At 61.8% G+C, this 25,083-nt stretch carries 20 protein-coding genes; 15 read left to right on the forward strand and 5 right to left on the reverse strand.

The annotated features are described in order from the left end of the window. Positions 1-1,431, forward strand: a complete 1,431-nt coding sequence (gndA, locus tag ASD03_RS15750; protein WP_025427339.1) for an NADP-dependent phosphogluconate dehydrogenase — start codon at positions 1-3, stop codon at positions 1,429-1,431. A gap of 415 nt (positions 1,432-1,846) precedes the next feature. After that, on the forward strand, positions 1,847-2,248 hold the full coding sequence (locus tag ASD03_RS15755; protein ID WP_057208726.1) for a lysozyme inhibitor LprI family protein: 402 nt from the start codon (positions 1,847-1,849) through the stop codon (positions 2,246-2,248). On the opposite strand, the gene ASD03_RS15760 is transcribed toward ASD03_RS15755, so the two are convergent. Next, positions 2,238-3,296, reverse strand: a complete 1,059-nt coding sequence (locus tag ASD03_RS15760; protein ID WP_025427338.1) for a LacI family transcriptional regulator — start codon at positions 3,294-3,296, stop codon at positions 2,238-2,240. The two genes, ASD03_RS15755 and ASD03_RS15760, sit on opposite strands and share 11 nt — an antisense overlap. A 471-nt stretch (positions 3,297-3,767) precedes the next feature. On the opposite strand from ASD03_RS15760, the gene ASD03_RS15765 reads away from it, so the two are divergent. The 11 genes from ASD03_RS15765 (at position 3,768) to ASD03_RS15815 (ending at position 16,764) form a co-directional block, all read left to right on the forward strand. Beyond that, on the forward strand, positions 3,768-5,003 hold the full coding sequence (locus tag ASD03_RS15765) for an ABC transporter substrate-binding protein (RefSeq protein WP_025427337.1): 1,236 nt from the start codon (positions 3,768-3,770) through the stop codon (positions 5,001-5,003). 216 nt (positions 5,004-5,219) lie between these two features. Next, the gene (locus ASD03_RS15770) at positions 5,220-6,125 is read left to right on the forward strand and encodes a sugar ABC transporter permease (RefSeq protein WP_025427336.1); all 906 of its coding nucleotides are present in this window, start codon (positions 5,220-5,222) and stop codon (positions 6,123-6,125) included. Positions 6,126-6,243: 118 nt separating this feature from the next. After that, positions 6,244-7,071 (forward strand): carbohydrate ABC transporter permease, encoded by an 828-nt coding sequence (locus tag ASD03_RS15775; protein WP_225906378.1) that lies wholly within the window; start codon positions 6,244-6,246, stop codon positions 7,069-7,071. 4 nt (positions 7,072-7,075) lie between these two features. Continuing rightward, the gene (locus tag ASD03_RS15780; RefSeq protein ID WP_057208724.1) at positions 7,076-8,167 is read left to right on the forward strand and encodes an ABC transporter ATP-binding protein; all 1,092 of its coding nucleotides are present in this window, start codon (positions 7,076-7,078) and stop codon (positions 8,165-8,167) included. Between the two features lie 91 nt (positions 8,168-8,258). Further along, on the forward strand, positions 8,259-10,733 hold the full coding sequence (locus ASD03_RS15785; RefSeq protein ID WP_025427333.1) for a glycoside hydrolase family 2 protein: 2,475 nt from the start codon (positions 8,259-8,261) through the stop codon (positions 10,731-10,733). A 6-nt stretch (positions 10,734-10,739) separates the two neighbouring features. Next, positions 10,740-11,435: a D-lyxose/D-mannose family sugar isomerase gene (locus ASD03_RS15790; RefSeq protein ID WP_025427332.1), complete on the forward strand. Its 696-nt coding sequence runs from the start codon at positions 10,740-10,742 to the stop codon at positions 11,433-11,435. 76 nt (positions 11,436-11,511) lie between these two features. Next, a complete protein-coding gene (locus tag ASD03_RS15795) occupies positions 11,512-12,273 on the forward strand; it encodes a sugar phosphate isomerase/epimerase (RefSeq protein WP_025427331.1) in 762 nt (253 codons plus the stop codon). Between the two features lie 15 nt (positions 12,274-12,288). Further along, positions 12,289-13,467 (forward strand): Gfo/Idh/MocA family oxidoreductase, encoded by a 1,179-nt coding sequence (locus ASD03_RS15800; RefSeq protein ID WP_025427330.1) that lies wholly within the window; start codon positions 12,289-12,291, stop codon positions 13,465-13,467. Positions 13,468-13,586: 119 nt separating this feature from the next. Further along, the gene (mgrA, locus tag ASD03_RS15805; RefSeq protein WP_025427329.1) at positions 13,587-14,615 is read left to right on the forward strand and encodes an L-glyceraldehyde 3-phosphate reductase; all 1,029 of its coding nucleotides are present in this window, start codon (positions 13,587-13,589) and stop codon (positions 14,613-14,615) included. Positions 14,616-15,070: 455 nt separating this feature from the next. Further along, positions 15,071-16,177, forward strand: a complete 1,107-nt coding sequence (locus ASD03_RS15810) for a TRAP transporter substrate-binding protein (RefSeq protein WP_025427328.1) — start codon at positions 15,071-15,073, stop codon at positions 16,175-16,177. Between the two features lie 173 nt (positions 16,178-16,350). Beyond that, positions 16,351-16,764 (forward strand): cupin domain-containing protein, encoded by a 414-nt coding sequence (locus ASD03_RS15815; RefSeq protein WP_057214282.1) that lies wholly within the window; start codon positions 16,351-16,353, stop codon positions 16,762-16,764. Between the two features lie 354 nt (positions 16,765-17,118). Here the strand turns inward: ASD03_RS15815 and ASD03_RS15820 are convergent, their stop codons facing one another. Both ASD03_RS15820 and ASD03_RS15825 read right to left on the reverse strand, forming a co-directional pair. Then, the gene (locus tag ASD03_RS15820) at positions 17,119-18,912 is read right to left on the reverse strand and encodes a TRAP transporter large permease subunit (protein ID WP_025427326.1); all 1,794 of its coding nucleotides are present in this window, start codon (positions 18,910-18,912) and stop codon (positions 17,119-17,121) included. Next, positions 18,909-19,484 carry a TRAP transporter small permease subunit gene (locus ASD03_RS15825; RefSeq protein WP_025427325.1) on the reverse strand — a complete coding sequence of 192 codons (576 nt, stop codon included), beginning with the start codon at positions 19,482-19,484 and terminating at the stop codon, positions 18,909-18,911. The genes ASD03_RS15820 and ASD03_RS15825 overlap by 4 nt, the downstream gene beginning before the upstream one ends. Positions 19,485-19,829: 345 nt before the next feature. On the opposite strand from ASD03_RS15825, the gene ASD03_RS15830 reads away from it, so the two are divergent. Further along, positions 19,830-21,446 carry a glycoside hydrolase family 43 protein gene (locus tag ASD03_RS15830; protein ID WP_025427324.1) on the forward strand — a complete coding sequence of 539 codons (1,617 nt, stop codon included), beginning with the start codon at positions 19,830-19,832 and terminating at the stop codon, positions 21,444-21,446. Positions 21,447-21,573: 127 nt separating this feature from the next. After that, positions 21,574-21,954, forward strand: a complete 381-nt coding sequence (locus ASD03_RS15835) for an RcnB family protein (RefSeq protein WP_025427323.1) — start codon at positions 21,574-21,576, stop codon at positions 21,952-21,954. 525 nt (positions 21,955-22,479) lie between these two features. Here ASD03_RS15835 and zigA read toward each other — a convergent pair. Together zigA and znuA are read right to left on the reverse strand one after the other, a co-directional pair. Continuing rightward, positions 22,480-23,682, reverse strand: coding sequence for a zinc metallochaperone GTPase ZigA (gene zigA / locus ASD03_RS15840; protein ID WP_025427322.1), 1,203 nt, complete (start codon positions 23,680-23,682; stop codon positions 22,480-22,482). A 362-nt stretch (positions 23,683-24,044) separates the two neighbouring features. Continuing rightward, positions 24,045-25,070 (reverse strand): zinc ABC transporter substrate-binding protein ZnuA, encoded by a 1,026-nt coding sequence (gene znuA / locus ASD03_RS15845; protein WP_025427321.1) that lies wholly within the window; start codon positions 25,068-25,070, stop codon positions 24,045-24,047. Positions 25,071-25,083 lie beyond the last annotated feature (13 nt).

Genomic DNA, 25,083 nt, shown 5'->3' on the forward strand with positions numbered 1-25,083 from the left:
GTGTCACAGGCGGAAATCGGCCTTATCGGTCTCGGCGTCATGGGCTCGAACCTGGCGCTCAACATCGCTGAAAAAGGCAACAAGATAGCGGTCTTCAACCGCACCGTCGAAGCGACGCACAAATTCTACGCGGAAGCCGGCGAACTCCAGGGCCAGATCGTGCCCTGCGACACCATCGAAGAGTTCGTCGCCGCCATCCGCCCGCCACGTCCGATCATCATCATGATCAAGGCCGGCGAGCCGGTCGATCAGCAGATGGAAATCCTCAAGCCGTACCTCGCCAAGGGCGACATCATGATCGATGCCGGCAACGCCAACTTCCGCGACACGATGCGCCGCTTCGATGCGCTGAAGGACTCAGGTCTGACCTTCATCGGCATGGGTGTTTCCGGCGGTGAAGAGGGCGCGCGCCATGGCCCGTCGATCATGGTCGGCGGCACGGAAGATTCCTACAAGCGCGTCGAGACGGTGCTGACCTCGATCGCCGCGAAATACGACAATGATCCGTGCGTTGCCTGGCTCGGCGAAAACGGCGCCGGCCACTTCGTCAAGACCATCCACAACGGCATCGAATATGCCGATATGCAGATGATCGCCGAAATCTACGGTATCCTGCGCGACGGCTTGAAGATGACGGCCGGCGAAATCGGCGAAGTCTTTGGCGCCTGGAACAAGGGTCGCCTGAATTCCTACCTGATCGAGATCACCGAAAAGGTCTTGAAGGCAGCGGATCCGCTGACCGGCAAGCCGATCGTCGACCTGATCCTCGACAAGGCCGGCCAGAAGGGCACCGGCAAGTGGTCGGTGATCGAAGCGCAGAACATGGGCGTTCCGGCAACCGCGATCGAAGCGGCCGTTGCCGCGCGCAGCATCTCGTCCGCCAAGGATGAGCGCGAAGCCGCCGAGAAGATCCTCGGCCTGCCTGATGTCGGCGAGTTAAAGGTCACTGATAAGGCTGCCTTCATCAAGGACCTGGAAAACGCGCTGCTGGCCGCCAAGATCGGCGCCTATGCTCAAGGCTTTGCCGTCATGTCCGCCGCCTCGAAGGAATTCAACTGGTCGCTGCCGATGCCAACGATTGCCAAGATCTGGCGCGCCGGCTGCATCATCCGCTCGCAGTTCCTGGATGAAATCACCACCGCCTTCACCAAGGCGCCCGATGCCGCCAACCTGATCGTCACCCCGGCCTTTGCCGCCATGGTCAAGGAAACCGACGGGGCACTGCGCCGTGTCGTTTCGGCGGCCATGCTCGGTGGCCTGCCGGCGCCGGCGCTGGCCTCGGCACTCGGCTACTTCGACAGCTACCGCCGCGGCCGCGGCACTGCCAACGTGATCCAGGCCCAGCGCGACTTCTTCGGCGCCCACGGCTTCGACCGCGTCGATGGCGCCGATGCCCACCACGGCCCGTGGGGCAGCGGCCTCAACGCCTGAGCGGGCAAAATCGGAATTTCGAACGGGGCGGCCTACAGCGCCGCGCGTCTTATTAGACGCGCGGCGCTGTAGCACTTTGAATTGCTGCATGTTTTTATCCTTAAATCGAATGCGATTTAAGGCAACATGCGGTAGGTCGCCCCGTTTCGTTTGGTCATCGATCCCCATCTATTCACACGGTTGTATCGAGCAGGAAGACCAGTATGCAGTAGACGGCCGTCCTTGGTGCGACCGGTGATTGAATCGCCGATGAAACCGAAGAGAGCGCCCATGATCAGACTGTCATGAGAGCTGCGGATAACGGCGGCGGCAGCGCGCCCGGTGCGCCGTTGCTGATAAGACGGCCAATTGCAGTAAGGGATTTATTCGTTCCAAGCGCGAAACAGAGTCGTTTCAAAAACGGAGACTGAGTTCCATGAAGGCTTCATTGTTGACTGCCGCCCTGGTCTTGGCAACGTCCACGTCGGCATATGCGGAGCAAAGCTGCGGCGACCTGACGAACCAAGCGGACATGAACATATGCGCCGGGAAGGCCTATGACAAATCCGACACCGAACTGAACACTCTCTACAAGCAGATCGAGGCACGACTAAAGGACGACGCAGACACCACAAGGCTGCTGCTAACAGCGCAGAGGGCGTGGGTGGCGTTCCGCGATGCCGAGTGCAACTTTTCGAGTTCCGTGGTCACGGGCAGCTTGTATTCGTTCATTTTCAACTCGTGCCGTGATGGCATGACCAAAGTCCGTATCGAAAACCTCAAGGTTTACCTGAAATGCACCGACGGTGACCTGGACTGCCCTGTTCCTACCGTTTGATCGATACCGGCACGGCGGACTGAAGCTCCGGCTGACTGAGGCTCTGCAGCGTTTCGGACGGCTGGCCGTCGATATGGCCGATCACCGCCTTGGCGAGTTCGCGCCCGGCAACCCGGATGTCCTCGTACATGGTCACCACTTCGGGGCGAAGCCAGCGCAGGAAATCGCTCGGCACCTTGGACACCATGTCGGCATCCTTGCCGAGTGTCCTGTTGGCGGCCTCAAGGCCGGCGATCAGTGCGATCGCGCCGGAGCCGCTGCCCGACACGATGCCGTCAGGCGGATTGTCCGAGCGCATCAGCGTCTCGAAGGCGTCGCGGATCTCGACCAGCGTGTGATCGATATTGATGTGGTGGAAGCTGACCGCATCCGCCTGGAAATCGCGAAGGCCGCGCTCGAAGCCGGCGCGCATGTGCGAATAGAAGGTCAGGTGCGGCGGCGGCTCCAGCAGCACCAGGCGCTTGCGGCCGCGCTCCACCAGCTCGCGCACGGCCTCATAGGCAAAACGCTCGTTGTCGAAGTCGTGATAGGGGTGGACGACGCCCATCTCGGTGCGGCCGTGGGTGACGAAGGGCAGGCCGCGCTCCGTCAGAAGCGCCACGCGCGGGTCGTGCGGCTCGGTGCGCGAAATGATCACGCCGTCGGCCGCGCCGGTGTCGAGGATATAGCGGATCGGCGCCAGCGCATCCTTGGTAGCGCTATAGGGCGTGACCACCAGATGATAGGGGGTGCCGGCGAGAACCTCGGTGATGCCGACGACCATGGGGCTGGTGATGCCCATGATTTCTTCTTCCAATGTCAGTACCAGGCTGATGACATTGGTCTTGCCGGTTCTCAGGCGCACCCCGGCGCGGTTCGGCTGGTAGCCGATCTGCTTGGCGACGAGGCGCACGCGCTCCTTGGTTTCGGCGCCGATATCGGGCGCATCCTTCAAGGCGCGCGAGACGGTGGTGATGCCGAGCCCGGTCATGAAGGCGATCGTCTTCAGCGTGGGCCTGCCGCCATCCGGCGGCGGCGTCAGCGGTCTGTTTTTCGTCTTGCTGTCCATCGCTGTCACCCGCTCGCCCTTGCCGTTGCCGCCCGCCGCCCCATTTAGCGTCACTTCCCGCCTTATATACGAAATGTGACGGGGAGCTATCCTGCTATGGGCGTACGGCACCGAGGCAAATCTGTAACGATACAGTAGCGCTGTCGAGCATTTTCGTTGCTGCGCTGCGGTGAATGAAACACTCTGGTTGAGTGTGCTGTGTTGCAGCGGGCTTTTTGCGTCTGCGAGAGAGCATATGCAGCAAAATACCAGCATTTCTGCACAAAAAATATCAAAATCAGCGCGTTATCAACCCGCTATGCCGGATCTTCATGGTCTTGCCCGTGATCAGTTCACGTCTCTTTGATGTCCGAAAGTACGCCTGTAGATTGCAGAAAATGTTTCTGTTTAAATTCATTGGGGTGGGAGTTGCGGACCGGGATCGTTTCCTCTAAGTTTTTTACGGTAACGTTACAGTGAGGGAGGAGACTCATGAATTTACGTTCTTTCGCGGCCGCTTTGGCGGTGACGGTGGCGCTGCCATTTGGTGCAGCAAACGCAACCGATCTCGAGGTGACGCATTGGTGGACGTCGGGCGGGGAGGCTGCTGCGGTCGCCGAGCTTGCAAAAGCGTTCGATGCCACCGGAAATCACTGGGTTGACGGTGCCATTGCCGGCGCCGGCAGCACGGCGCGGCCGATCATGGTCAGCCGCCTGACCGGTGGCGATCCGATGGGTGCCACGCAATTCAACCATGGACGCCAGGCAGAGGAACTGGTCGAGGCTGGGCTGATGCGCGACCTGACCGATGTCGCCTCCAAGGAGAACTGGAAAGAGATCATCAGGCCGGCGAGCCTGCTCGATTCCTGCACCATCGACGGCAAGGTCTATTGCGCGCCGGTCAACATTCATTCCTGGCAGTGGCTCTGGCTGTCGAACGCTGCCTTCAAGAAGGCCGGCGTCGATGTGCCGAAGAACTGGGACGAGTTTGTCGCAGCGGCACCGGCACTTGAAAAAGCCGGCATCGTGCCGCTCGCCGTCGGCGGACAGCCGTGGCAGTCGGCCGGTGCCTTCGACGTTCTCATCGTCGCTCTTGCCGGCAAGGACACGTTCCTCAAGGTCTTTGGCGACAAGGACGAGGAAGTGGCCGCCGGTCCTGAAATTGCCAAGGTGTTCAAGGCTGCGGATGACGCGCGTCGCATGTCCAAGGGCACCAATGTCCAGGACTGGAACCAGGCGACCAACATGGTCATCACCGGCAAGGCCGGCGGCCAGATCATGGGCGACTGGGCGCAAGGCGAATTCCAGCTCGCCGGCCAGAAGGCCGGAACCGATTACACCTGCCTGCCGGGCCTCGGCGTCAACGAAGTCATCGCGACGGGCGGCGACGCTTTCTATTTCCCGGTGCTGAAGGATGAGGAGAAATCCAAGGCCCAGGAAGTGCTGGCATCGACGCTCCTGAACCCGGCGACGCAGGTGGCGTTCAACCTGAAGAAGGGTTCGCTGCCGGTGCGCGGCGATGTCGATCTGGCTGCCGCCAACGACTGCATGAAGAAGGGCCTGGACATCCTCGCCAAGGGCAACGTCATCCAGTGGACCGACCAGCTTCTGTCGGCTGACAGCCAGAAACAGAAGGAAGATCTCTTCTCCGAGTTCTTCGCCAACCCCTCCATGACGCCGGAGGAAGCGCAGAAGCGCTTTGCCGACATCATCGCTTCGGCGGACTGATGGAGCTTCCTTGATCCGTCGGCCCCGCCCTCGGCGGGGTCGGCCAAGGCTCCCATTCGGCACGACACGTTCAGGCGGACCAGCGTGCCTTTGCCTGGCAGGCGTATTGGGAGAACGGCTTCAACGTGGCGAGGCGGTTTTCGAGCGACGGCACATCCGTTCGTCATCGACGCCGCCTGCCATCGGCAATCCAATGCAGTTCCGGAGGAACGAAACATGGGTCACACACGCGGTTCGGGTCGGCCGAACCAGTGGCTGCGGAATCTGAATGCGAAGCTGGCCTCGATCCCGATGATCCTGACGGCCGTGGTCATTTTCCTCGGCGGCACGGTCTGGACCGTGGTCTATTCCTTCACCAATTCCAAGCTCTTGCCGCGGCTTTCCTTCGTTGGCCTCGACCAGTATGAGCGGCTGTGGGCCGCGCCGCGCTGGCTGATGTCGGTGCAGAACCTGGCGATCTACGGCTTGTTTTCGCTGATTTTCAGCCTGGTCATCGGCTTCCTGCTGGCGGCGCTGATGGACCAGAAGATCCGCTTCGAGAACACGTTCCGCACGATCATGCTCTATCCCTTCGCCCTGTCCTTCATCGTGACGGGCCTCGTGTGGCAATGGCTGCTCAACCCGGAATACGGCATCCAGTCGGTGGTGCGCTCTCTCGGCTGGACGAGTTTTGCCTTCGACCCGCTCTACAATTCCAATATCGTCATTTACGGCATCCTGATCGCGGCGCTGTGGCAAGGGACCGGGCTCGTCATGTGCCTGATGCTCGCCGGCTTGCGTGGGATCGACGAGGATATCTGGAAGGCGTCGCGCGTTGACGGCATTCCGATGTGGAAGACCTATGTCTTCGTCATCATCCCGATGATGCGCGGCGTCTTCATCACCACGCTGGTGATCATCGCAAGCGGCATCGTCAAGGTTTACGATCTCGTGGTGGCGCAGACGAGCGGCGGCCCGGGCATCGCCTCGGAAGTGCCGGCCAAATACGTCTACGACTACATGTTCCAGGCGCAGAATCTCGGCCAGGGATTTGCCGCCTCGACCATGATGCTCATCACCGTCGCCATCATCATCGTGCCCTGGGCCTATCTCGAATTTGGGGGAGGGCGCAAGCGTGCCTGAGATCGTCGCTTTCAACGCCATCGCCGCCGGTATCGACCCCGAGGCGGAAAAGACCTCCGTTGCCCTTTCAGGCCCGCGGGGCCGCAAGCCGCGCCGGGCGCTTTCGGGCCGCAACATCATGGTCTACGGCACCCTGATTGTCGTGGCACTCTACTACCTGCTGCCACTCTACGTCATGGTCATGACCTCGCTGAAGGGCATGCCGGAAATCCGACTCGGCAACATCTTCGCGCCGCCGCTCGAAATCACCTTCGAGCCCTGGGTGAAGGCCTGGTCGAGCGCCTGCACCGGCCTCAACTGCGATGGCCTTTCGCGCGGCTTCTGGAACTCGGTGCGCATCACCGTTCCCTCGACCATCGTCTCGATCGCGATTGCCTCGATCAACGGCTATGCGCTGGCCAACTGGCGCTTCAAGGGCGCCGACCTGTTCTTCACTATCCTGATCGTCGGCGCCTTCATCCCCTATCAGGTGATGATCTATCCGATCGTCATCGTGCTGCGCGAGCTCGGCGTCTATGGCTCGCTGACCGGCCTGATCATCGTTCACACCATCTTCGGCATGCCGATCCTGACGCTTCTGTTCCGCAACTATTTCGCCGGGCTGCCGGAAGAATTGTTCAAGGCGGCGCGCGTCGACGGCGCTGGGTTCTGGACCATCTATTTCCGCATCATGCTGCCGATGTCGATGCCGATCTTCGTGGTGGCGATGATCCTGCAGGTGACCGGCATCTGGAACGACTTCCTGTTCGGCGTGGTGTTCACCCGGCCGGAATATTACCCGATGACCGTCCAGCTCAACAACATCGTCAATTCGGTACAGGGCGTGAAGGAATACAACGTCAACATGGCGGCAACCATCCTCACCGGTGCCGTGCCGCTTTTCGTCTACTTCGTCTCCGGGCGGCTTTTTGTCCGCGGCATCGCCGCCGGCGCAGTGAAAGGGTAAGGGCATGGAAAACGTCAGCGTATCGGTCAAGGATCTGTCGTTGAGCTTCGGTGCCGTCACTGTGCTCGACACGCTCAACCTCGACATCAAGGATGGCGAATTCCTGGTGCTGCTCGGCTCATCCGGCTGCGGCAAGTCGACCTTGCTCAACTGCATCGCCGGGCTCCTGGACGTCAGCGACGGCCAGATCTTCATCAAGAACAAGAACGTCACCTGGGAGGAGCCGAAGGACCGTGGTATCGGCATGGTGTTCCAGTCCTACGCGCTCTATCCGCAGATGTCGGTGGAGAAGAACCTCTCCTTCGGGCTCAAGGTGGCCAAGGTCGAAAAGGCCGAGATCGACAAGCGCGTCAGCCGCGCCGCCGAGATCCTGCAGATCCAGCCGCTGTTGAAGCGCAAGCCCGCCGAGCTTTCCGGCGGCCAGCGCCAGCGCGTGGCGATCGGCCGGGCACTGGTGCGCGATGTCGACGTGTTCCTGTTCGACGAGCCACTGTCGAACCTCGACGCCAAGCTGCGTTCGGAACTGCGCGTCGAGATCAAGCGGCTGCATCAGTCCCTGAAGAACACGATGATCTACGTCACCCACGACCAGATCGAGGCGCTGACGCTAGCCGACCGCATCGCGGTGATGAAGAGCGGTGTCATCCAGCAGCTTGCCGATCCGATGACGATCTACAACGCGCCGGAAAACCTGTTCGTCGCCGGCTTCATCGGCTCGCCGTCGATGAACTTCTTCCGCGGCGAGCTGCAATTGAAGGATGGGCGGGCCTTCGTGCGCGCCAATGGCGTCGATTTCGACGTGTCGGCCTATCCGTCGCGCGGGCCGTTCAAATCTGGCCAAAAGGTCGTCCTTGGCCTGAGGCCGGAGCATGTGCGTGTCGACGAGGCACCGAACGGCCAGCCGTCGCACCAGGCGGTCGTCGATATCGAGGAGCCGATGGGCGCCGACAACCTGCTCTGGCTGAAACTTGCCGGCCAGTCGATGTCGGTGCGCATCGGCGGCCAGCGCCGCTACAAGCCGGGAACGGCGGTGACGCTTTCCTTCGACATGGCGGTCGCCTCGATCTTCGACGCGGTCAGCGAAAATCGTCTCTGAACAACGGGGAAACGCGCCGGCTTTCATCATCCGGCGCGTTTCGACACACTGGCATGCCGGCAGTTTCGCCGGCAATCAACGGAATATGGAAATGCTCTCCCAGGACCCGAATCGAACCGCTTGCTATCTCGACCTCGCGGGAGAATGGCAGCTCGCTTCCAGCGATAAAAGCCACGCGACGACCATGGCGCTGCCGGGCGACGTGCACACGGCTTTGCAAAGGGCCGGCATCATCGACGACCCTTATGTGGGTCGCAACGAGGATGACGTGCAATGGGTGGCGCACGAGGATTGGGTGATCGAGCGCACAGTGTCGATCGATGCGGATGATCTCGGCGGCTACTGGTATCTCGACCTCGAATGCATCGACACGGTCGCCTCGGTCTTCGTCAACGACCGGCTCGTGCTCGAGGCCGACAATTGCTTCCGCCGTCATCGGCCCGATGTCTCCCGTACGCTGGTCGCCGGTGAAAACCGTATCCGCATCGTGCTGCCGTCCTCGATATCAGAGGGTGCACGCCGGCAGAGGGCGCAGCCCTTCTACGTGCCCTACCACCCCGGAAATTCGCCGATCGCCAACGGCAACATGCTGAGGAAGCCCCAGTGCCATTTCGGCTGGGACTGGAACATCGCGATTGCGCCGCTCGGTGTCTACGGTACGCTGGCGCTGCGCCGGCTGGAGATCGCCCGCATCGAGCATGTGACGACAAAGCAGATCTGGCTCGGCGACGGCTCGGTCGATCTGCAGGTAACGGTCACGCTCTTTGCCGATGGTCCGGGCATCGTCCCGGTTCATTTCTCTCTCGACGGCCAAAGGGAGCGGCTCGATTGCGCCGTCGGCACCGGCGAGACCCGCATCACCCACGTCTTTACCGTCAGTGAGCCGAAACGCTGGTGGCCGGCCGGCAGCGGCGAGCAGAACCTTTCGATGCTGACCGTGGAAGTGCCACAGGAGCAGGTGACGCGTCAGATCGGCTTTCGCACGATCGAGCTTCTGACCGACAAGGACGAGGCGGGAAGCCGCTTTGCCTTTCGCGTCAATGGCCGCGAGATCTTCTGTCGGGGCGCCAACTGGATCCCGGCCGACGCGCTGATGTCACGGGTGACGCCTGATGGTGTCGAGGACCTGCTGCGCTCAGCGTTTGACGCCAACATGAACATGATCCGCGTCTGGGGCGGCGGCTTCTACGAGCCGGACTGGTTCTACGATCTCTGCGACCGGCTGGGCCTGATGGTCTGGCAGGACTTCATGTTCGCCTGCAACCTCTATCCCTCGACGCCCGATTTCCTCGACAACGTCGCGGCCGAGGTCGACTACCAGGTCAAGCGCCTGTCGTCCCATCCGTCGATCGCGCTCTGGTGCGGCGACAACGAGCTGGTGGGCGCGCTCACCTGGTTCGACGAGCCGCGCAAGGATCGCGACCGTTATCTCGTCTCCTATGACCGCCTGAACCGTACGGTCGAAGTTGCGCTGAAGGCGGCGCTGCCGGACGCACTGTGGTGGCCCTCAAGCCCGGCCTCCGGCTATCTCGATTTCGGCGACGCCTGGCATTCCGACGGTTCCGGCGACATGCACTATTGGTCGGTCTGGCACGAGAACAAATCCTTCGACAATTACCGGTCCGTGCGCCCGCGCTTCTGCTCGGAGTTCGGTTTCCAGTCCTATACCTCCATGCCCGTCATCCGGCAGTTTGCTGCCGAGAAGGACCTCAACATCGCGTCGCCGGTGATCGAGAGCCACCAGAAGAACGTCGGCGGCAACGAGCGCATTGCCGGCACGATGTTCCGCTATTTCCGCTTCCCCAAGGACTTCCCAAGCTTCGTCTATCTCAGCCAGATCCAGCAGGGCCTGGCGATCCGCACGGCCGTCGATTACTGGCGCTCGCTCAAGCCCCATTGCATGGGCACGCTCTACTGGCAGCTCAACGACACCTGGCCGGTCGCTTCCTGGTCGAGCCTCGACTACGGCGGCAGCTGGAAGGCCATGCATTACATGGTGCGCCGCTTCTTCCAGCCGGTGGCCGTTGCCGCCATTCCGTCCGCCGACGGCAAGGAAATCACCTTTTCGATGGTCAACGACACCGCCGCGCCGGTGACTGTGGAACTGCAGGCCTTCGTCGTTACGCTTGACGGTGCGCGCACGCCGCTGATGGCGGCAGCAGGCACCTGCTCGCCGGACCGCGCGGCGACCTTGGTGAGCATCGCGGCGCGCGACATTCCCGAAAACGCACTGTTGTTCTGGTCGTTCGAGGCGTCGAACGGCATGCGTGGCGAAGGCCATCACGTGCCGGGCACCTATAAGGCTCTCGATCTTCAGCCCTCCAAGCTGTCGCTTGAGGTCTTGCCAATCGGCGACGGCGCCTACGACGTCTCGATCAAGGCGAGTGGCCTGGCGCTGCATGTGATGATCGAGGCCGACGTCGCCGGGCGCTACGCCGACAATGCCTTCGATCTCACATCAGGTGAAACGAAGGTCATCCGCTTCACGCCGAAGACATCACTTGCCGAAGGCACGGTGCCGCGCTTTGCCGCCTTCGATCTTGAATCCTGCCAGGGAAAGGGGTGACCCACCGTGAAACGCAGCCACGTCAATGACATCATCGCCAGCAGCGATGCCTTCATGCGCAGCTTCGGCTTCGTGCTTCCGCCCTTTGCCTATTGGTCGCCGGAAGAAATGAAGTCGCGCGTCGCTTCGGATTGCCCGACGATCTTCGATGCCCGGCTCGGATGGGACATCACCGATTACGGCAAGGGCCGCTTCGATGAGGTCGGTCTCGTGCTCTTCACGCTGCGCAATGGCGATGCCTCGAACCTGACGACGGGGCAGGGCATGGTCTATGCCGAGAAACTGATGATCACCCGCAACGGTCAGGTCAACCCGCTGCATCGCCACGCCGCCAAGACCGAGGACATCATCAACCGTGGCGGTGGCACGCTGGTGCTGCAGATGTACAATTCGCACTCCGACGGCTCTGTCGACGACGAAAGCGACGTCGAGGTAGCGACCGATGCGCGCCTGCGTCGGCTGAAGGCCGGCGACCTCCTGAAACTCATGCCCGGCGAAAGCGTGACGCTTTTGCCCGGCAACTGGCACGCCTTCTGGGCGGAAGACGGAGACGTGTTGATGGGCGAGGTTTCGACCGTCAACGACGACCTTACCGACAATTACTTCCGCGAACCCGTTGGTCGCTTCTCGGCGATCGAGGAGGACACAGCCCCCGTCCATCTGCTGGTGTCGGATTACGACGCCTGGCTCAGGGCCGGATGACGAAAAACCCGGCCGGGTCTCGTCCCGCCCCTGGCCGATCAGACCGATCACGATGATTTCCCGAGGAGGATTTTCGATGAAAGACGTCAGTTTTCAGCTCTATAGCGCCCGCAACTTCCCGCCCTTCGCCGATGTGCTGAAGGCGATCGGCGAGGCAGGATATAGCCAGGTCGAAGGTTACGGCGCGCTCTATGCGGCGCTCAGCGATGCGGAGATCGCAAGCTTCAAGCACGGTCTCGACGAGAACGGCCTCGCCATGCCGACGGCGCATTTCGGCCTGGATATGCTCGAAAGCGATCCGGCACGGGTGCTTGAAATCGCCAAGGCGCTCGGCATCCGGGCGATCTATTGCCCTTATCTCCTGCCCGAGCATCGCCCGACGAACGCGGCCGGCTGGCGCGCCTTCGGCGAGCGCCTGCAGGCGGCGGGCAAGCCCTACCGCGATGCCGGCCTCATCTTCGGCTGGCACAACCACGACTTCGAATTCTTCGCCCTGCCGGATGGCAGCATTCCGCAGGACCTGATCTTCGAGGGTGGGCCGGATCTTTCCTGGGAGGCCGACATCGCCTGGATCATCCGCGGCGGCGCCGACCCGATCGCCTGGATCAAGAAATATGCCAACCGGATCACTGCCGTGCATGTGAAGGACATCGCGCCGACGGGCGAGAAAAAGGACGAAGACGGCTGGGCCGATGTCGGCGAGGGTACGGTCGACTGGAAGGGCCTGTTCCAGGCGCTCTCCGGCACCAAGGCGCGCTATTTCATTGCCGAGCACGACAATCCGAGTGACTTCCAGCGCTTCGCCAAGCGCTCGCTCGCCTCCATCCAATCCTACTGAAAAACAGGTAGATCCATGACCAAGGAACTTGGCGTCGGCATCATCGGATGCGGCAACATCTCCACCACCTATTTCAAGCTTGCCCCGCTTTTCAGGGGCATCAAAGTCGTCGCCTGCGCGGATATCAATCCGGCGGCAGCCGAAGCACGGGCGACTGAGTATGGCGTCAAAGCGCAGAGCATCGAAGCGCTTCTCGCCAACCCGGATGTCGATATCGTCGTCAACCTGACGATCCCTGATGCGCATTTCCCGGTATCCAAGAGTATTCTCGAAGCGGGAAAACACGTCTACTCGGAAAAGCCGCTGGTGCTCTCGCTGGAGCAGGGTGAGGAACTCCGCGCCCTTGCCAAGGCCAAGGGCCTGACGGTCGGTTGCGCCCCCGACACCTTCCTCGGTGGCGCCCACCAGCTTGCCCGCAGCTATATCGACGCCGGCAAGATCGGCCGCGTGACGTCGGGCACCTGCCACGTGCTCAGCCCCGGCATGGAGATGTGGCATCCGAACCCGGACTTCTTCTTTCTTCCCGGCGGCGGTCCGATCCTCGATCTCGGGCCCTACTACATCGCCAACCTGATCAACCTCATCGGTCCGGTGAAGCGCGTGGCAGCGCTGTCTTCGATGGCCAATCCGACACGCACCATTACCAGCGAGCCGCGCAACGGCGAGGTCATCCCGGTGAAGACGCCGACCAACATCCATGCGCTGCTGGAGTTCGCAAACGGCGCAACGATCACCTTGTCGGCGAGCTGGGATGTCTGGTCGCATCGCCACGCCAATATGGAGCTCTACGGCACGGAGGGCTCGATTTTCGTCCCTGATCCCAACTTCTTCGGCGGCAAGGTCGAAGCGAGCGGCCGGGACAAGAACATCCAGCCGCTGGAAATGTGGGATCATCCCTTTGCCGTCGAAAACCAGGAGCACCCGCAGGGCCCGATGGCGAACTACCGCACGGCTGGCCTTGCCGACATGGCGATCGCCATTCTCGAGGGTCGCGATGCCCGCTGCTCGCTTGACCGCGCGCTGCACGGCGTCGACGTGATGGTATCGATCCTGAAGTCGGGCGAGGAAGGGCGGTTCATCGAACTCAGTACCACCTGCACCCAGCCGGCAGCCCTCGGGATCGAGGAGGCGCGGGCGCTGCTCATCGAACCTCAAGAAGAAATATCGGGAAATCGTGCCGCTGCCGCTTCATAGCTGCATCGGACCAGTTTAGACGTTTCTGAACAGAGGTTTCCGCAGCCGCGGAAACCTTTCTCATTTGCAGGATGGCGGTCTCTTATTCGCCATCAAAACCCGATCGCGGAGGAATTGCGATGACCTGGCTACCGGCGGAAAACCGCTACGACACCATGAAGTACAACCGCGTCGGACGGTCCGGCCTGAAGCTGCCGGCGATCTCGCTGGGGCTTTGGCACAATTTCGGCGGCGACACCCCGCACGACCGCAAGGTCGACATGTGCCGTACTGCCTTCGATCTGGGCATCACCCATTTCGATCTCGCCAACAATTACGGTCCGCCTCCGGGATCGGCCGAAACCGCTTTTGGCGAGATCATGCGCACGGACTTCGCGCATCTGCGCGACGAGTTGATCATCTCATCCAAGGCCGGCTACGACATGTGGCCGGGTCCCTATGGCGAGTGGGGCAGCCGCAAGTATCTGATCGCGTCCTGCGACCAGAGCCTGAAGCGCATGGGGCTCGACTATGTCGATATCTTCTATTCGCACCGCTTCGATCCGGACACGCCGCTGGAAGAGACCTGCGGCGCCCTCGACCATATCGTGCGGTCGGGCCGGGCGCTTTATGTCGGGATTTCCTCCTACAACTCGCAGCGCACCCGCGAGGCGGCCGCGATCCTGAAGGAACTCGGCACACCCTGCGTGATCCATCAGCCGAGCTATTCCATGCTCAACCGCTGGATCGAGGACGACGGCCTCGTGCACACGCTCGAAGATCTCGGCATCGGCTCGATCGTCTTCTCGCCGCTCGCCCAGGGCATGCTGACGACGAAGTATCTCGGCGGCATTCCGCAGGACAGCCGCGCCGCACAGAACCACTTCCTCAAGAAGGACTTCATCCGTCCGGCGATCATCGACAACATCCGCAAGCTCAACGGCATTGCCGAAAAGCGCGGCCAGACGTTGGCGCAGATGGCGCTCGCCTGGGTGCTGCGCGGCGGGCGCATCACCTCGGCGCTGATCGGTGCCAGCCGTTCCGAGCAGATCGTCGATTGCGTCAAGGCGCTTGAAAACGACACGTTCACGGCGGAAGAGCTGGCCGAGATCGACCTTTACGCGCGCGAAGCCGACGTCAATCTCTGGGCCTCTTCGGCCGAGCTCTGATCCTGCGAATACATTGATTTGCCTCGATTTTGAGCAATTCCGATTACTTTCCGGCGCATTAGACAAAAGTCGAATATGCGCCGGAAAGCGTCCGCTGGACATGCATAAGTGAGCGTGTAAGGTGCGTCGATGCCACCGGTTCGCGCTGCGACACGGATGGCTCCAAAGCATGCCGTGCGCAGCGGCTTTGCAGAAACTACAGCGCCGCGCGTCTTATGAGACACGCAAAGGTCGCTGTAGCACTTTGAATTGCTGCATGTTTTTATTCTTAAATCGAATAGGATTTAAGGAAACTGCAGTAGAGCTTAAAGCGCAGCGAGCGAATCCTGGAGATCGCGACGCTTTGGGAGGAGGAGCGGGGCCTCGCACGTGCCGCAAAGGCGGTGAGGTTCCATTGGGCGGAGGCGCGACCACGGTTGCGCCGGATTCTGCCTCGGCGGAAATAGGGAGGAACCATGGATCGCCGTTCATTCATTAAAAACGCAAGCCTCGGTGGCCTGGCTGCGGCTGGCGCATCGGCGCTCGCATCGCCTGCGATCGCGCAGGCAAATCCCAAGATCAACTGGCGCCTTGCCTCGTCGTTCCCCAAGTCGCTGGACACGATCTATGGCGGCGGCGAAGTCCTTTCGAAATATGTCTCTGAAGCAACCGACGGCAATTTCCAGATCCAGGTCTTTGCAGCCGGTGAAATCGTGCCCGGCCTGCAGGCTGCGGATGCTGCCGCTGCCGGTACGGTCGAGGCCTGCCACACGGTCGCCTACTATTACTGGGGCAAGGACCCGACCTGGGCGCTTGGCGCTGCCGTTCCTTTCGCGCTCAACGCGCGCGGCATGAACGCCTGGCACTACCATGGCGGCGGCATCGAACTATTCAACGAGTTCCTGGCGACCCAGGGTCTCGTCGGCTACCCCGGCGGCAACACCGGCGTGCAGATGGGCGGCTGGTTCCGCAAGGAAATCAAGACCGTTGCCGACATGCAGGGCCTGAAGATGCGCATCGGCGGCTTCGCCGGCAAGGTGGTCGAAAAGCTCGGCGTCGTGCCGCAGCAGATCGCCGGCGGCGACATCTACCCGGCGCTCGAAAAGGGCACCATCGACGCTGCCGAATGGGTCGGCCCCTATGACGACGAGAAACTCGGCTTCTACAAGGTCGCGCCCTACTACTACTATCCCGGCTGGTGGGAAGGTGGCCCGACGGTCCACGCCATGTTCAACAAAGCGGCGTTCGACGGCCTGCCGAAGAACTACCAGTCGCTGCTGCGCACCGCCTGCCACGCAACCGACGCAAACATGCTGCAGAAGTACGACTACCTGAACCCGTCGGCGATCAAGCGCCTGGTGGCTTCGGGCGCCAAGCTCAGCCCGTTCAGCCCGGAAATCCTGTCGGCGTGCTTCGAAAAGGCGAACGAAGTCTATGCCGAAATGGAAGCTTCGAACCCGACCTTCAAGAAGATCTGGGACTCGATCAAGGCATTCCGCGGCGAGTACTACCTCAACGCCCAGATCGCCGAATACAACTACGACACCTTCATGATGATCCTGCAGCGGGGCGGCAAGCTCTAAGCCTGCGACTGGCTACAGCGCTTTCCATCGCTGATGGGAAGCGGCATCGAACCGGAATGAAAGCCGCTTGCAACTTCGGTTGCGGGCGGCTTTTTCGTTCCGGCTTGCGGGTGGACGCGGTCTCCAGATTTCGTGGTAAGGTTGCTGTCTTAACGCTCGATGAGGAGGATGCCATGCCGAGCGAAAGCCAATCGATCGTGCACGGGCCGGACGGCGGCCGGCGCTACGACATGGGCGCGATACAGGCCGTGTTCAAAGCCGACGGCCCGGAGACCCAAGGTCGGTTCTCGATTTCCGAATGGTGGGTGGAGGCGCGGCACGAAGGGCCGGGGGCGCATACGCACGACGACAATGACGAAATCTTCTACGTGATCGAGGGGACCGCCAGCATCCTGGTCGGCGACACCTGGCACCAAATGGAGAAGGGATCGATCTGTGTCATCCCGCGCGGAACGATGCACGACTTCCGCAACGAGAGCACGTCGCGCATGGGCCTGCTCAATGTTTTCGTCGGCGGCCCGTTCGAGGAGATGATGCCGATGATCGTCGACTGGTATCGCGACAATCCGGCCAAGCGGCTGGATTGAGCGGACATCGGTGGCTGGAGCAGGCTTGTTGCCACATGAAGAGGGCGGCCCTTGTGGGGCCAGCCCTGACTGCCGACAAGGGCATGTTCGATCATCGCAAGTTTGCGGGGGAAAGCCCGAACGCCATCCAAAACCTCCATCATTCCTGTGCTTGTCACAGGAATCCAGTCAGCCCACGTCCTTGGGCTGAAAAGAGTCTTTTGGCCCGACGGACGTCAGGTCGCTGGATCCCCGCCACAACGGCGAGGATGAGGGAAAATGGGATGCCCGTTTGCCAGAAAGCGATCTTCGGGGGGCAGCAAGCTGAGAGGGCGGCCCTTTACGGGGCCGCCCTCTGTCTGCATAAGCCGAACGTTACTTGAACGAAGGCGGCTGGCTCAGGTCGTTTGACGGCGCCGTCTGCGGTTGTGCGCCAGCCCCGCCGTTCTGGTCCGCCGGCTTCTGGTCGAGCGGGCTGCCGCCCGGAAGCTGGAGACCGCCGGGAAGGCCGAGGCCGCCGCCGTTGTCGGGGAGCGTAAGCCCGCCGCCACCGGTCCCGAATCCGGGCACCTCGATCTTGATGGTGTTCGGATCGATGACTTCGCCGCTTCCCTTGTAGTGCATGACCATCTGCGGGAACATGATCGTCAGCGCCACCATGATGATCTGGATGCCGACGAAGGGCACAGCCCCCCAGTAAATCTGCCCTGTCGTCACCGGTTGTGTCATCTTTCCGGTGACCCTGTCGAGATAGGGCACCTTGGCCGCGACCGAGCGCAGATAGAAGAGCGCGAAGCCGAACGGCGGATGCATGAAGCTGGTCTGCATGTTGATGCCGAGCAGCACGCCGAACCAGATCAGGTCGATGCCGAGCTTGTCGGCGGCCGGAGCCAAGAGCGGCACGATGATGAAGGCAAGCTCGAAGAAGTCGAGGAAGAACGCCAGGAAGAAGACGAGCAGGTTGACCGTGATCAGGAAGCCGGTCTCGCCGCCCGGCATCGCCGTCAGCAGGTGTTCGACCCAGATGTGGCCGTTGACGCCGTAGAAGGTCAGCGAAAACACGCGGGCGCCGATGAGGATGAACAGCACGAAAGCGGAAAGCCGGGTGGTTGCCGCCAGGGCCGAGCGAACGACGTCCATGCTCAGGCGGCCCTTGGCCGCCGCCATGATCAGTGCACCGACCGCACCCATGGCGCCGCCTTCTGTCGGCGTGGCGATACCGAGGAAGATGGTGCCGAGCACGAGGAAGATCAGCGCCAGCGGTGGGATCAGCACGATGATGACCTGCTGGGCAAGCCGCGACATCGCATTGATCTTCAAGCCGCGATCCAGAAGAGCGACGACGTAGATGAAGCCGACGCCAACGGTGGCGCCGAGGATGTCGGCGTTCTCGCCATGGGTCGGATAGAGATAGATATGCGCCGCGTAGGCAAAGGCGCCGGCGACGATGAGCGCGACGATCAGTGAGGTGACGCCGGAGCCGAGTGTGCGGGCGGCCAGCGGCAGGGCCGGCATCGAGTCACGCCGGACGAAGGTCATGATCAGGATATAGATCATGTAGAGGCCGGTCAGGACCAGGCCCGGGATAAGCGCGCCGGCATACATGTCGCCGACTGAGCGGCCGAGCTGGTCGGCGAGAACGATCAGAACGAGCGATGGCGGGATGATCTGGGCGAGCGTGCCGGAGGCAGCGATGACGCCCGATGCGACCCTGCGGTCGTAGCCGTAGCGCAGCATGATCGGCAGCGAGATCAGGCCCATGGCGATGACCGAGGCTGCAACCACGCCGGTGGTGGCTGCAAGCAGCGCGCCGACGAAGATGACCGCATAGGCGAGACCACCGCGGATCGGGCCGAAGAGCTGGCCGATTGTGTCGAGCAGGTCTTCCGCCATGCCCGATTTCTCGAGCACGATCCCCATGAAGGTGAAGAAGGGGATGGCAAGCAATGTGTCGTTCGACATCACCCCCCAGAACCGGTCGGGAAGCGCGTTGAGCAATGGCCAGGACAGGTTGATCGAATCCGACAGCGGAGCGAGCTCCACGCCGATGATGAAGAACAGGAGGCCGTTGGCGGCGAGCGAGAAGGCGACGGGATAGCCCAGCAGCAGGAACACGATCAGCGAGACGAACATGATCGGTGCCAGGTTTTCAGCAATGAATTCGATCATGGACGGGCCTCCGGAGCGACGACGTCGTCAAGCGGTGCATGGGTCGGCACATAGGGTGTCGGGTCGTCCATGTTGCCGGTCATGATCGCGACCTTCTTGATGATTTCGGATACGCCCTGGAAGGCGAGCAGCAGGAAGCCGAAGAGCAGGATGGCCTTGGCCGGCCAGATGATCAGGCCACCGGCGCTGGAGGAGCCCTCGCCCGAGATGTAGGACATCTTCACGTAGGGCACGAAGTAATAGAGCATCAGCAGCACGAACGGCATCAGGAAGAAGACGTGACCGAACAGGTCGATCCAGTGCTGCACGCGGCGCGAGAACTGGCCGTAGACGACGTCGATGCGGATGTGTTCGTTCTGGCTCAGTGTATAGGCGGCGGCGAACATGAAGGCCGCCCCGAAGAGATACCACTGCGCCTCGAGCCAGGCGTTCGACGACATGTTGAACATTTTCCGGATGATGGCATTGCCGGCGCTGACGAGCACAGCGACCAGAATGAGCCAGGACACCGATTTGCCGATGAACTCGGTCGTCGTGTCTATGAGTCGGCTGAAGCCGAGTAACGCTTTCATCGATTTCCTCCCCGCAGTGGCTGTTTTGGTTTTTGTGCCAAGCACAACCAGAGTGCCGATTTCAAGCCAGCGTTCAAGTCCGAGGCTCGATTTTCCCGGTTAGTTCCGCCACCCCAGACTAAAGTCGAATGGAGCTGTCAGGCGATTGCCCAATCATTGTGCACAACAGGGTGCCAACCAGTATCGCCAGTGGGTTTCACTGCAGATGTGAAGGGCGCAAATGGCAATACTGCGTGAACCACTCGTGCCGCGTCGTGGGCTACGTCACCAACTGTAACGTTGCAGTCTTGAAAATCACGGCGGTTTGGGGCTGGATGCGGCCGACAATTGGAGGATGCCCGAGGAATGACTGCCCTGATTCGCAATCCGATCCTGCCCGGCTTCAACCCGGACCCGTCCATCTGCCGGGTGGGCGATGACTATTACATCGCCACGTCCACCTTCGAGTGGTATCCGGGCGTGCAGATCCACCATTCGCGCGATCTGGTGAACTGGCGTCTGGTGCGCCGGCCGCTGGAGCGGGCAAGCCAGCTGGACATGCGTGGCAACCCGGATAGCTGCGGCGTCTGGGCGCCGTGCCTTTCCTATAACGACGGCCTGTTCTTCCTTGTTTATACCGACGTCAAGCGCTTCGACGGCAACTTCAAGGACGCACACAACTACATCGTCACGGCAGAGGCGATCGAAGCCGTCTGGTCCGATCCTGTCTACGTCAATTCCTCCGGCTTCGACCCGTCGCTGTTCCATGACGACGATGGGCGAAAATGGTTCCTCAACATGCAGTGGAACCATCGCAGAGGCGGCTCGCCGAAACATCCGGCCTTCGACGGTATCCTCTTGCAGGAATGGGACGAGCGCGCGCGCAGGCTGGCCGGGCCGGTGAAGAACATCTTTGCCGGCTCGCCGCTCGGTCTGGTCGAAGGGCCGCATCTCTTCAAGCGCAATGGCTGGTACTATCTGACGACGGCGGAAGGCGGCACGGGATACGACCATGCCGTGACCATGGCGCGGTCGCGCACGATCGACGGTCCCTACGAAATCCATCCCGATACCTACCTAATCACGTCAAAGGATCACCCTGATGCGCCGCTGCAGCGCGCAGGGCACGGGCAATATGTCGAGACGCCGGACGGGCAAGCCTATCACACCCATCTCTGCGGCCGGCCGCTGCCGCCGGAGCGTCGCTGCACGCTTGGCCGCGAGACGGCACTGCAGAAATGCGTCTGGCGCGATGACGGCTGGCTCTATCTCGAAAACGGCGGGCCGGTTCCCGAAGTCCTGGTCGCAGCTCCAGGCCCGGTCGGGGCCTTGGTGGAGCCGCGCGTGGTCGAAACCGATTTCGATGGGGCCGCGCTTCCGGCCGAGTTCCAGTGGCTGCGCACGCCGCTGCCGGAGCGGATCTTTTCGCTGGAAAGGCGGGCAGGGCACTTGAGGCTCTTTGCCCGCGAAAGCATCGGCAGCTGGTTCGAGCAGGCTTTGGTCGCCCGCCGGCAGGAGCATCATTCTTTCCGCGCTGAAACCTTGGTCGACTTCGCGCCGGAGACCTATCAGCAGGTCGCCGGGCTGACGCACTACTACAACCGCCACAAGTTTCATGCGCTCGGCCTCACCTGGCACGAGACTCTTGGGCGGACGCTGACGATCCTGTCCTGCCCGGGCGACTTCCCGCTTGGCCGGCTGCAGTTTCCTGTCGGAAGCGGCATCGCCGTGCCCGGAGGGCCGATCGGGCTTGCCATGGAGATCCGCGACAATGACCTGCAGTTCTTCTGGCGCGCAGACGGGGCGGTCGATTGGCAGGCCCTCGGCCCGGTGCTCGACGCTGGCGTGGTGTCGGACGAGGGCGGCCGCGGCGAACATGGATCGTTTACCGGCGCTTTCGCCGGCATGTTCGCCTTCGACACGTCGGGTGCGGGACTGGCGGCGGATTTCGATCTGTTCCGTTACGTCAGCCTCTCAGAGTGAGAATATCAGTCTGTAAGGTAACGCTTATAAGTACTCGATATCATTACGTATTTGTAATGTAGCGTTTCATATTCGGTTCAGGAAGCCGGACCTATTTTCGGGGTGCAAATAACGAAAGGATACCCCGATGAAACGTCTCCTGACCGCTCTGGTCGCCAGCTCCTTCCTGATCACACCGGTAGCAGCCTTTGCCCAGCCGGCAGGTTCCTTCGAGGTCGCACAGAACTACGACCGCTATCAGCGTCGACCTGTCGACCGCCACGTGGACCGGCATGTCGACAAGCACGTGACAATCGAAAAGCGTGTCATCGTCAAGAAGAAGGAACGCTGGTCGCGCGGCCATCGGTTGAGCCCCGCCGAGCGCCGCCACATGGCGCAGGTGCGCGATTATCGCCGCTACAAGCTGCGCCAGCCGCCGCGCGGCCAGCAGTGGGTGCGTGTCGACAACGACTTCCTGCTGATCAGCCTTGCGACCGGCGTCATCGTCGGCCTGACGTCTGCGCGTTGAACGATTTGATCGAGGGCAGCCTTTCGGGCTGCCCCTTCAAACTTATTACAGCCTCTGAAAGAATCTATTGACGAAGGGCGAAACCCGCTCTCCTCATCCTCGCCCTTGTGGCGGGGATCCAGTGGCCCGACGTCTGTCGGGCCAAAAGACCCTTTAGCCCAAGGACTTGGGCTGACTGGATTCCTGTGACAGGCACAGGAATGAAGGAAGTTTCCGATCGCCTTGAGCTTGCCAATGGTCGGCAGATAACCAGCGGCAACTTTGTCAGCAGTCCGGGGGCGCTTTATGGCTACCCCTTCGATTTTCCCTACACCGTCGTTCGACGCAGCGACGGAATGTCCGCGGCTTCAGTCCGACCCCGCTCTCCGAAAAGCAGTCGCTCCAGCGGGCCGGGCGGGGCGAGTGCCTCCTCCCCATTATCCTGTCCATCAAAGAACGGATCGAACATCGGCACGGGCCTGCCGGCGGCATTGAGGCCCATGCAGGTGAAGCGCGGTCGACGTGGTCTTGGACCGGCCGCCTGCATCAGGCCGCCCGCTGCGACCAGTTCGCGAAGGGATCGGGCAGATCCCGCCAACGGTCCGGCTGGAAGCTGGTGTCATTGACCAGGCAGGCGTCGAGTTCGGCCGTCAGCATCGCCTGATCCATGGGGTCGGCGCCGATGAAGACGATCTCCTGGCGGCGATCGCCCCAGACGGGATCGATGTAGGGACCGACAGCCTTCAGGAAGCCCGGGTCGCGCGGCCATTGCTCCCTAGGCACTGCCGCCCACCACAGGCCCATCTTTGATGTTCTGACCAGCGGCCCGGCCTGGCTCAGTTCGCCGACATGATAGGGTCGCGTCGCCAGCCAGAAGAAACCCTTGGCCCGCACCACGCCCTGCCAGGAGCGATTGAGAAACGCCTGGAACCGGGTGGGATCGAACGGGCGGCGGGCCTTGTAGACGAAGGAGCGGATGCCGTATTCCTCGGTTTCCGGAATATGATCCTTGAAACCATGCAGCTCCTTGTACCAGAGCGGGTGCTGTTCGGCCTTGGCAAGGTCGAAGCGGCCGGTGCCGAGCACGTCGCGCAGTTCCACCTGGCCGAAATCCACTTCCACCAGCTGCGCATCCGGGTTCAGCCCGACGATGATCTTGCGTGCGGCATCGCGCTGCTCTGATGTAGCCGTGCCGATCTTGTTGAGCACGACGACATCGGCGAACTCGATCTGCTCGACAAGCAAGTCGACCAATGTGCGGGTATCGCCTTCGCCTGCCGTCTCGCCGCGATCGGCAAGGAAATCGAGCGAGGAGTAGTCAGCAAGCAGATTGGCGGCATCGACCACGGTGACCATGGTGTCGAGGCGGGCGACGTCGGTAAGGCTTTCGCCATCCTCGTCGCGAAAATCGAAGGTGGTTGCGACGGGCAGGGGTTCGGAAATGCCGCTCGATTCGATCAGCAGGTAGTCGAAGCGGTTCTGTTCGGCGAGATCGCGGACTTCGCGCAGCAGATCGTCGCGCAGCGTGCAACAGATGCAGCCATTGGTCATTTCAACGAGCTGCTCTTCGGTGCGCGACAGGTTGGCGCCGCCGTCGCGGATCAACGCGGCGTCGATATTGATCTCGCTCATATCGTTGACGATGACGGCTACACGCAAGCCGTCGCGGTTGGACAGCACATGGTTGAGCAGCGTCGTCTTGCCGGCGCCAAGGAAGCCGGACAGCACGGTTACGGGAAGTCTTTCCATCGTTGTTTCCTGTATGTTATACCATTACGCTTGACGCGCCTATAAAAGGCGGACGCTTACGCCCGCCTGAACAATCCGGTCGCTCGTGGACTGGCTTTGCCATCGGCCGCGAGGCTTCGGCCTTGTGCGCCGGTCCTGCCTCGACCGGTCTCAGTCATCGGTTAGACCTGTCCGCCGGTCACTTCCGGGGCTTGATCTGTCCTTTCGTCATCCTCGGGCTTGACCCGAGGATCCAGCGGCTGAAAGCCCCACAGGGAGGCACGCTGGATGCTCGGGTCAAGCCCGAGCATGACGGAGAGGGGCGGCGCGTGGCGCGCCTTTGCCGCCTTGGGAGGACGGCTATGCCGCCTTGGGAGCACGGATCAGCTTGCCGAGGCGAGGCAGGTCTTGAGCGACGTGCCGATACCTTCCATCAGCTGGAAGTAGAGGTCCGGCCCGGCATCGAGCGTGGCCGCCTCTGGATCGAGCGTCCCGGATTTCGCCGGCGTGCCTTCGATCACCACATTGATCAGTTTCGGTTCGAACTGCGGTTCGGCAAAGACGCAGGTCGCACCCAGTTCCTTGATCTTGGCGTGGATCTGCGACAGCCGATCGGCGCCGGGCAGAACCTCCGGGCTGACCGTGATCGAGCCCGCCACCCGCACCTGGTAGCGATGCTCGAAATACTGATAGGCATCGTGGAAGACGACGAAGGGCTTGTCCTTCACCGGCGCGACGGTTGCGACCAGGCTCTTGTCCAGCGCGTCGAGGCGCTGGTTGAGTTTCTCGAGATTGGCCTTGTAGGCGCCGGCATTGTCCGGGTCGGCCTCTGTGAGCGTCTTTTCGATCTCGGCTGCCATCGCCCTAGCATTTTGCGGGTCGAGCCACAGGTGCATGTCGAAGCCTTCGTGATCATGGCCCTCATGCGCATGATCGTGGTCATCTGCGGCAGCAGCCTCGGGAGCTGCGGCATCGTCGTGTTCCGCTTCGCCCTCGGCGTGCTTGTGGCCCTCCTCACCATGGCCCTCGTCGTCGTGATCATGCGCCTCGAAGGCGCCGCCTTCGCGGAACTTCAGCTTCTCAAGACCCGGCGCTTCGCTGAGCTCCACCACCTTGGCGCCGCCGCTCAGCGCATCGAGCGGCTTGTCGAGGAAGGCTTCGAGCCCCGGGCCGACCCAGAAGACCACCTTGGCCGCCTGCAGCGCCGCGGCGTTCGACGGTTTCATGTTGTAGGTATGGGGCGAAGCAGCACCCTCGACGATCAGCGACGGTTCGCCGACGCCCTGCATGATCGAAGCGACGAGCGAGTGGACAGGCTTGATCGAAGCCACCACATTGGGGCCGGCCGCTGCAACGGGCGAAGACAGCAGGATTGTGGAGGCAAAGAGCAGGGCGGAAGACGATTTCATCGGTTTCTCCGGG

This window comes from Ensifer sp. Root127, from assembly GCF_001425225.1.
Taxonomy (GTDB): Bacteria; Pseudomonadota; Alphaproteobacteria; order Rhizobiales; family Rhizobiaceae; genus Ensifer; species Ensifer canadensis.

What these genes read in the sequence shown, in the direction of transcription:
- ASD03_RS15755 (WP_057208726.1), top strand. Translation starts at nt 1,847, where the DNA reads ATGAAGGCTTCATTGTTGACTGCCGCCCTGGTCTTGGCAACGTCCACG.
- ASD03_RS15760 (WP_025427338.1), bottom strand. Translation starts at nt 3,296, where the DNA reads ATGGACAGCAAGACGAAAAACAGACCGCTGACGCCGCCGCCGGATGGC.
- ASD03_RS15765 (WP_025427337.1), top strand. Translation starts at nt 3,768, where the DNA reads ATGAATTTACGTTCTTTCGCGGCCGCTTTGGCGGTGACGGTGGCGCTG.
- ASD03_RS15770 (WP_025427336.1), top strand. Translation starts at nt 5,220, where the DNA reads ATGGGTCACACACGCGGTTCGGGTCGGCCGAACCAGTGGCTGCGGAAT.
- ASD03_RS15775 (WP_225906378.1), top strand. Translation starts at nt 6,244, where the DNA reads ATGGTCTACGGCACCCTGATTGTCGTGGCACTCTACTACCTGCTGCCA.
- ASD03_RS15780 (WP_057208724.1), top strand. Translation starts at nt 7,076, where the DNA reads ATGGAAAACGTCAGCGTATCGGTCAAGGATCTGTCGTTGAGCTTCGGT.
- ASD03_RS15785 (WP_025427333.1), top strand. Translation starts at nt 8,259, where the DNA reads ATGCTCTCCCAGGACCCGAATCGAACCGCTTGCTATCTCGACCTCGCG.
- ASD03_RS15795 (WP_025427331.1), top strand. Translation starts at nt 11,512, where the DNA reads ATGAAAGACGTCAGTTTTCAGCTCTATAGCGCCCGCAACTTCCCGCCC.
- ASD03_RS15800 (WP_025427330.1), top strand. Translation starts at nt 12,289, where the DNA reads ATGACCAAGGAACTTGGCGTCGGCATCATCGGATGCGGCAACATCTCC.
- mgrA (WP_025427329.1), top strand. Translation starts at nt 13,587, where the DNA reads ATGACCTGGCTACCGGCGGAAAACCGCTACGACACCATGAAGTACAAC.
- ASD03_RS15810 (WP_025427328.1), top strand. Translation starts at nt 15,071, where the DNA reads ATGGATCGCCGTTCATTCATTAAAAACGCAAGCCTCGGTGGCCTGGCT.
- ASD03_RS15815 (WP_057214282.1), top strand. Translation starts at nt 16,351, where the DNA reads ATGCCGAGCGAAAGCCAATCGATCGTGCACGGGCCGGACGGCGGCCGG.
- ASD03_RS15820 (WP_025427326.1), bottom strand. Translation starts at nt 18,912, where the DNA reads ATGATCGAATTCATTGCTGAAAACCTGGCACCGATCATGTTCGTCTCG.
- ASD03_RS15825 (WP_025427325.1), bottom strand. Translation starts at nt 19,484, where the DNA reads ATGAAAGCGTTACTCGGCTTCAGCCGACTCATAGACACGACGACCGAG.
- ASD03_RS15830 (WP_025427324.1), top strand. Translation starts at nt 19,830, where the DNA reads ATGACTGCCCTGATTCGCAATCCGATCCTGCCCGGCTTCAACCCGGAC.
- ASD03_RS15835 (WP_025427323.1), top strand. Translation starts at nt 21,574, where the DNA reads ATGAAACGTCTCCTGACCGCTCTGGTCGCCAGCTCCTTCCTGATCACA.
- zigA (WP_025427322.1), bottom strand. Translation starts at nt 23,682, where the DNA reads ATGGAAAGACTTCCCGTAACCGTGCTGTCCGGCTTCCTTGGCGCCGGC.
- znuA (WP_025427321.1), bottom strand. Translation starts at nt 25,070, where the DNA reads ATGAAATCGTCTTCCGCCCTGCTCTTTGCCTCCACAATCCTGCTGTCT.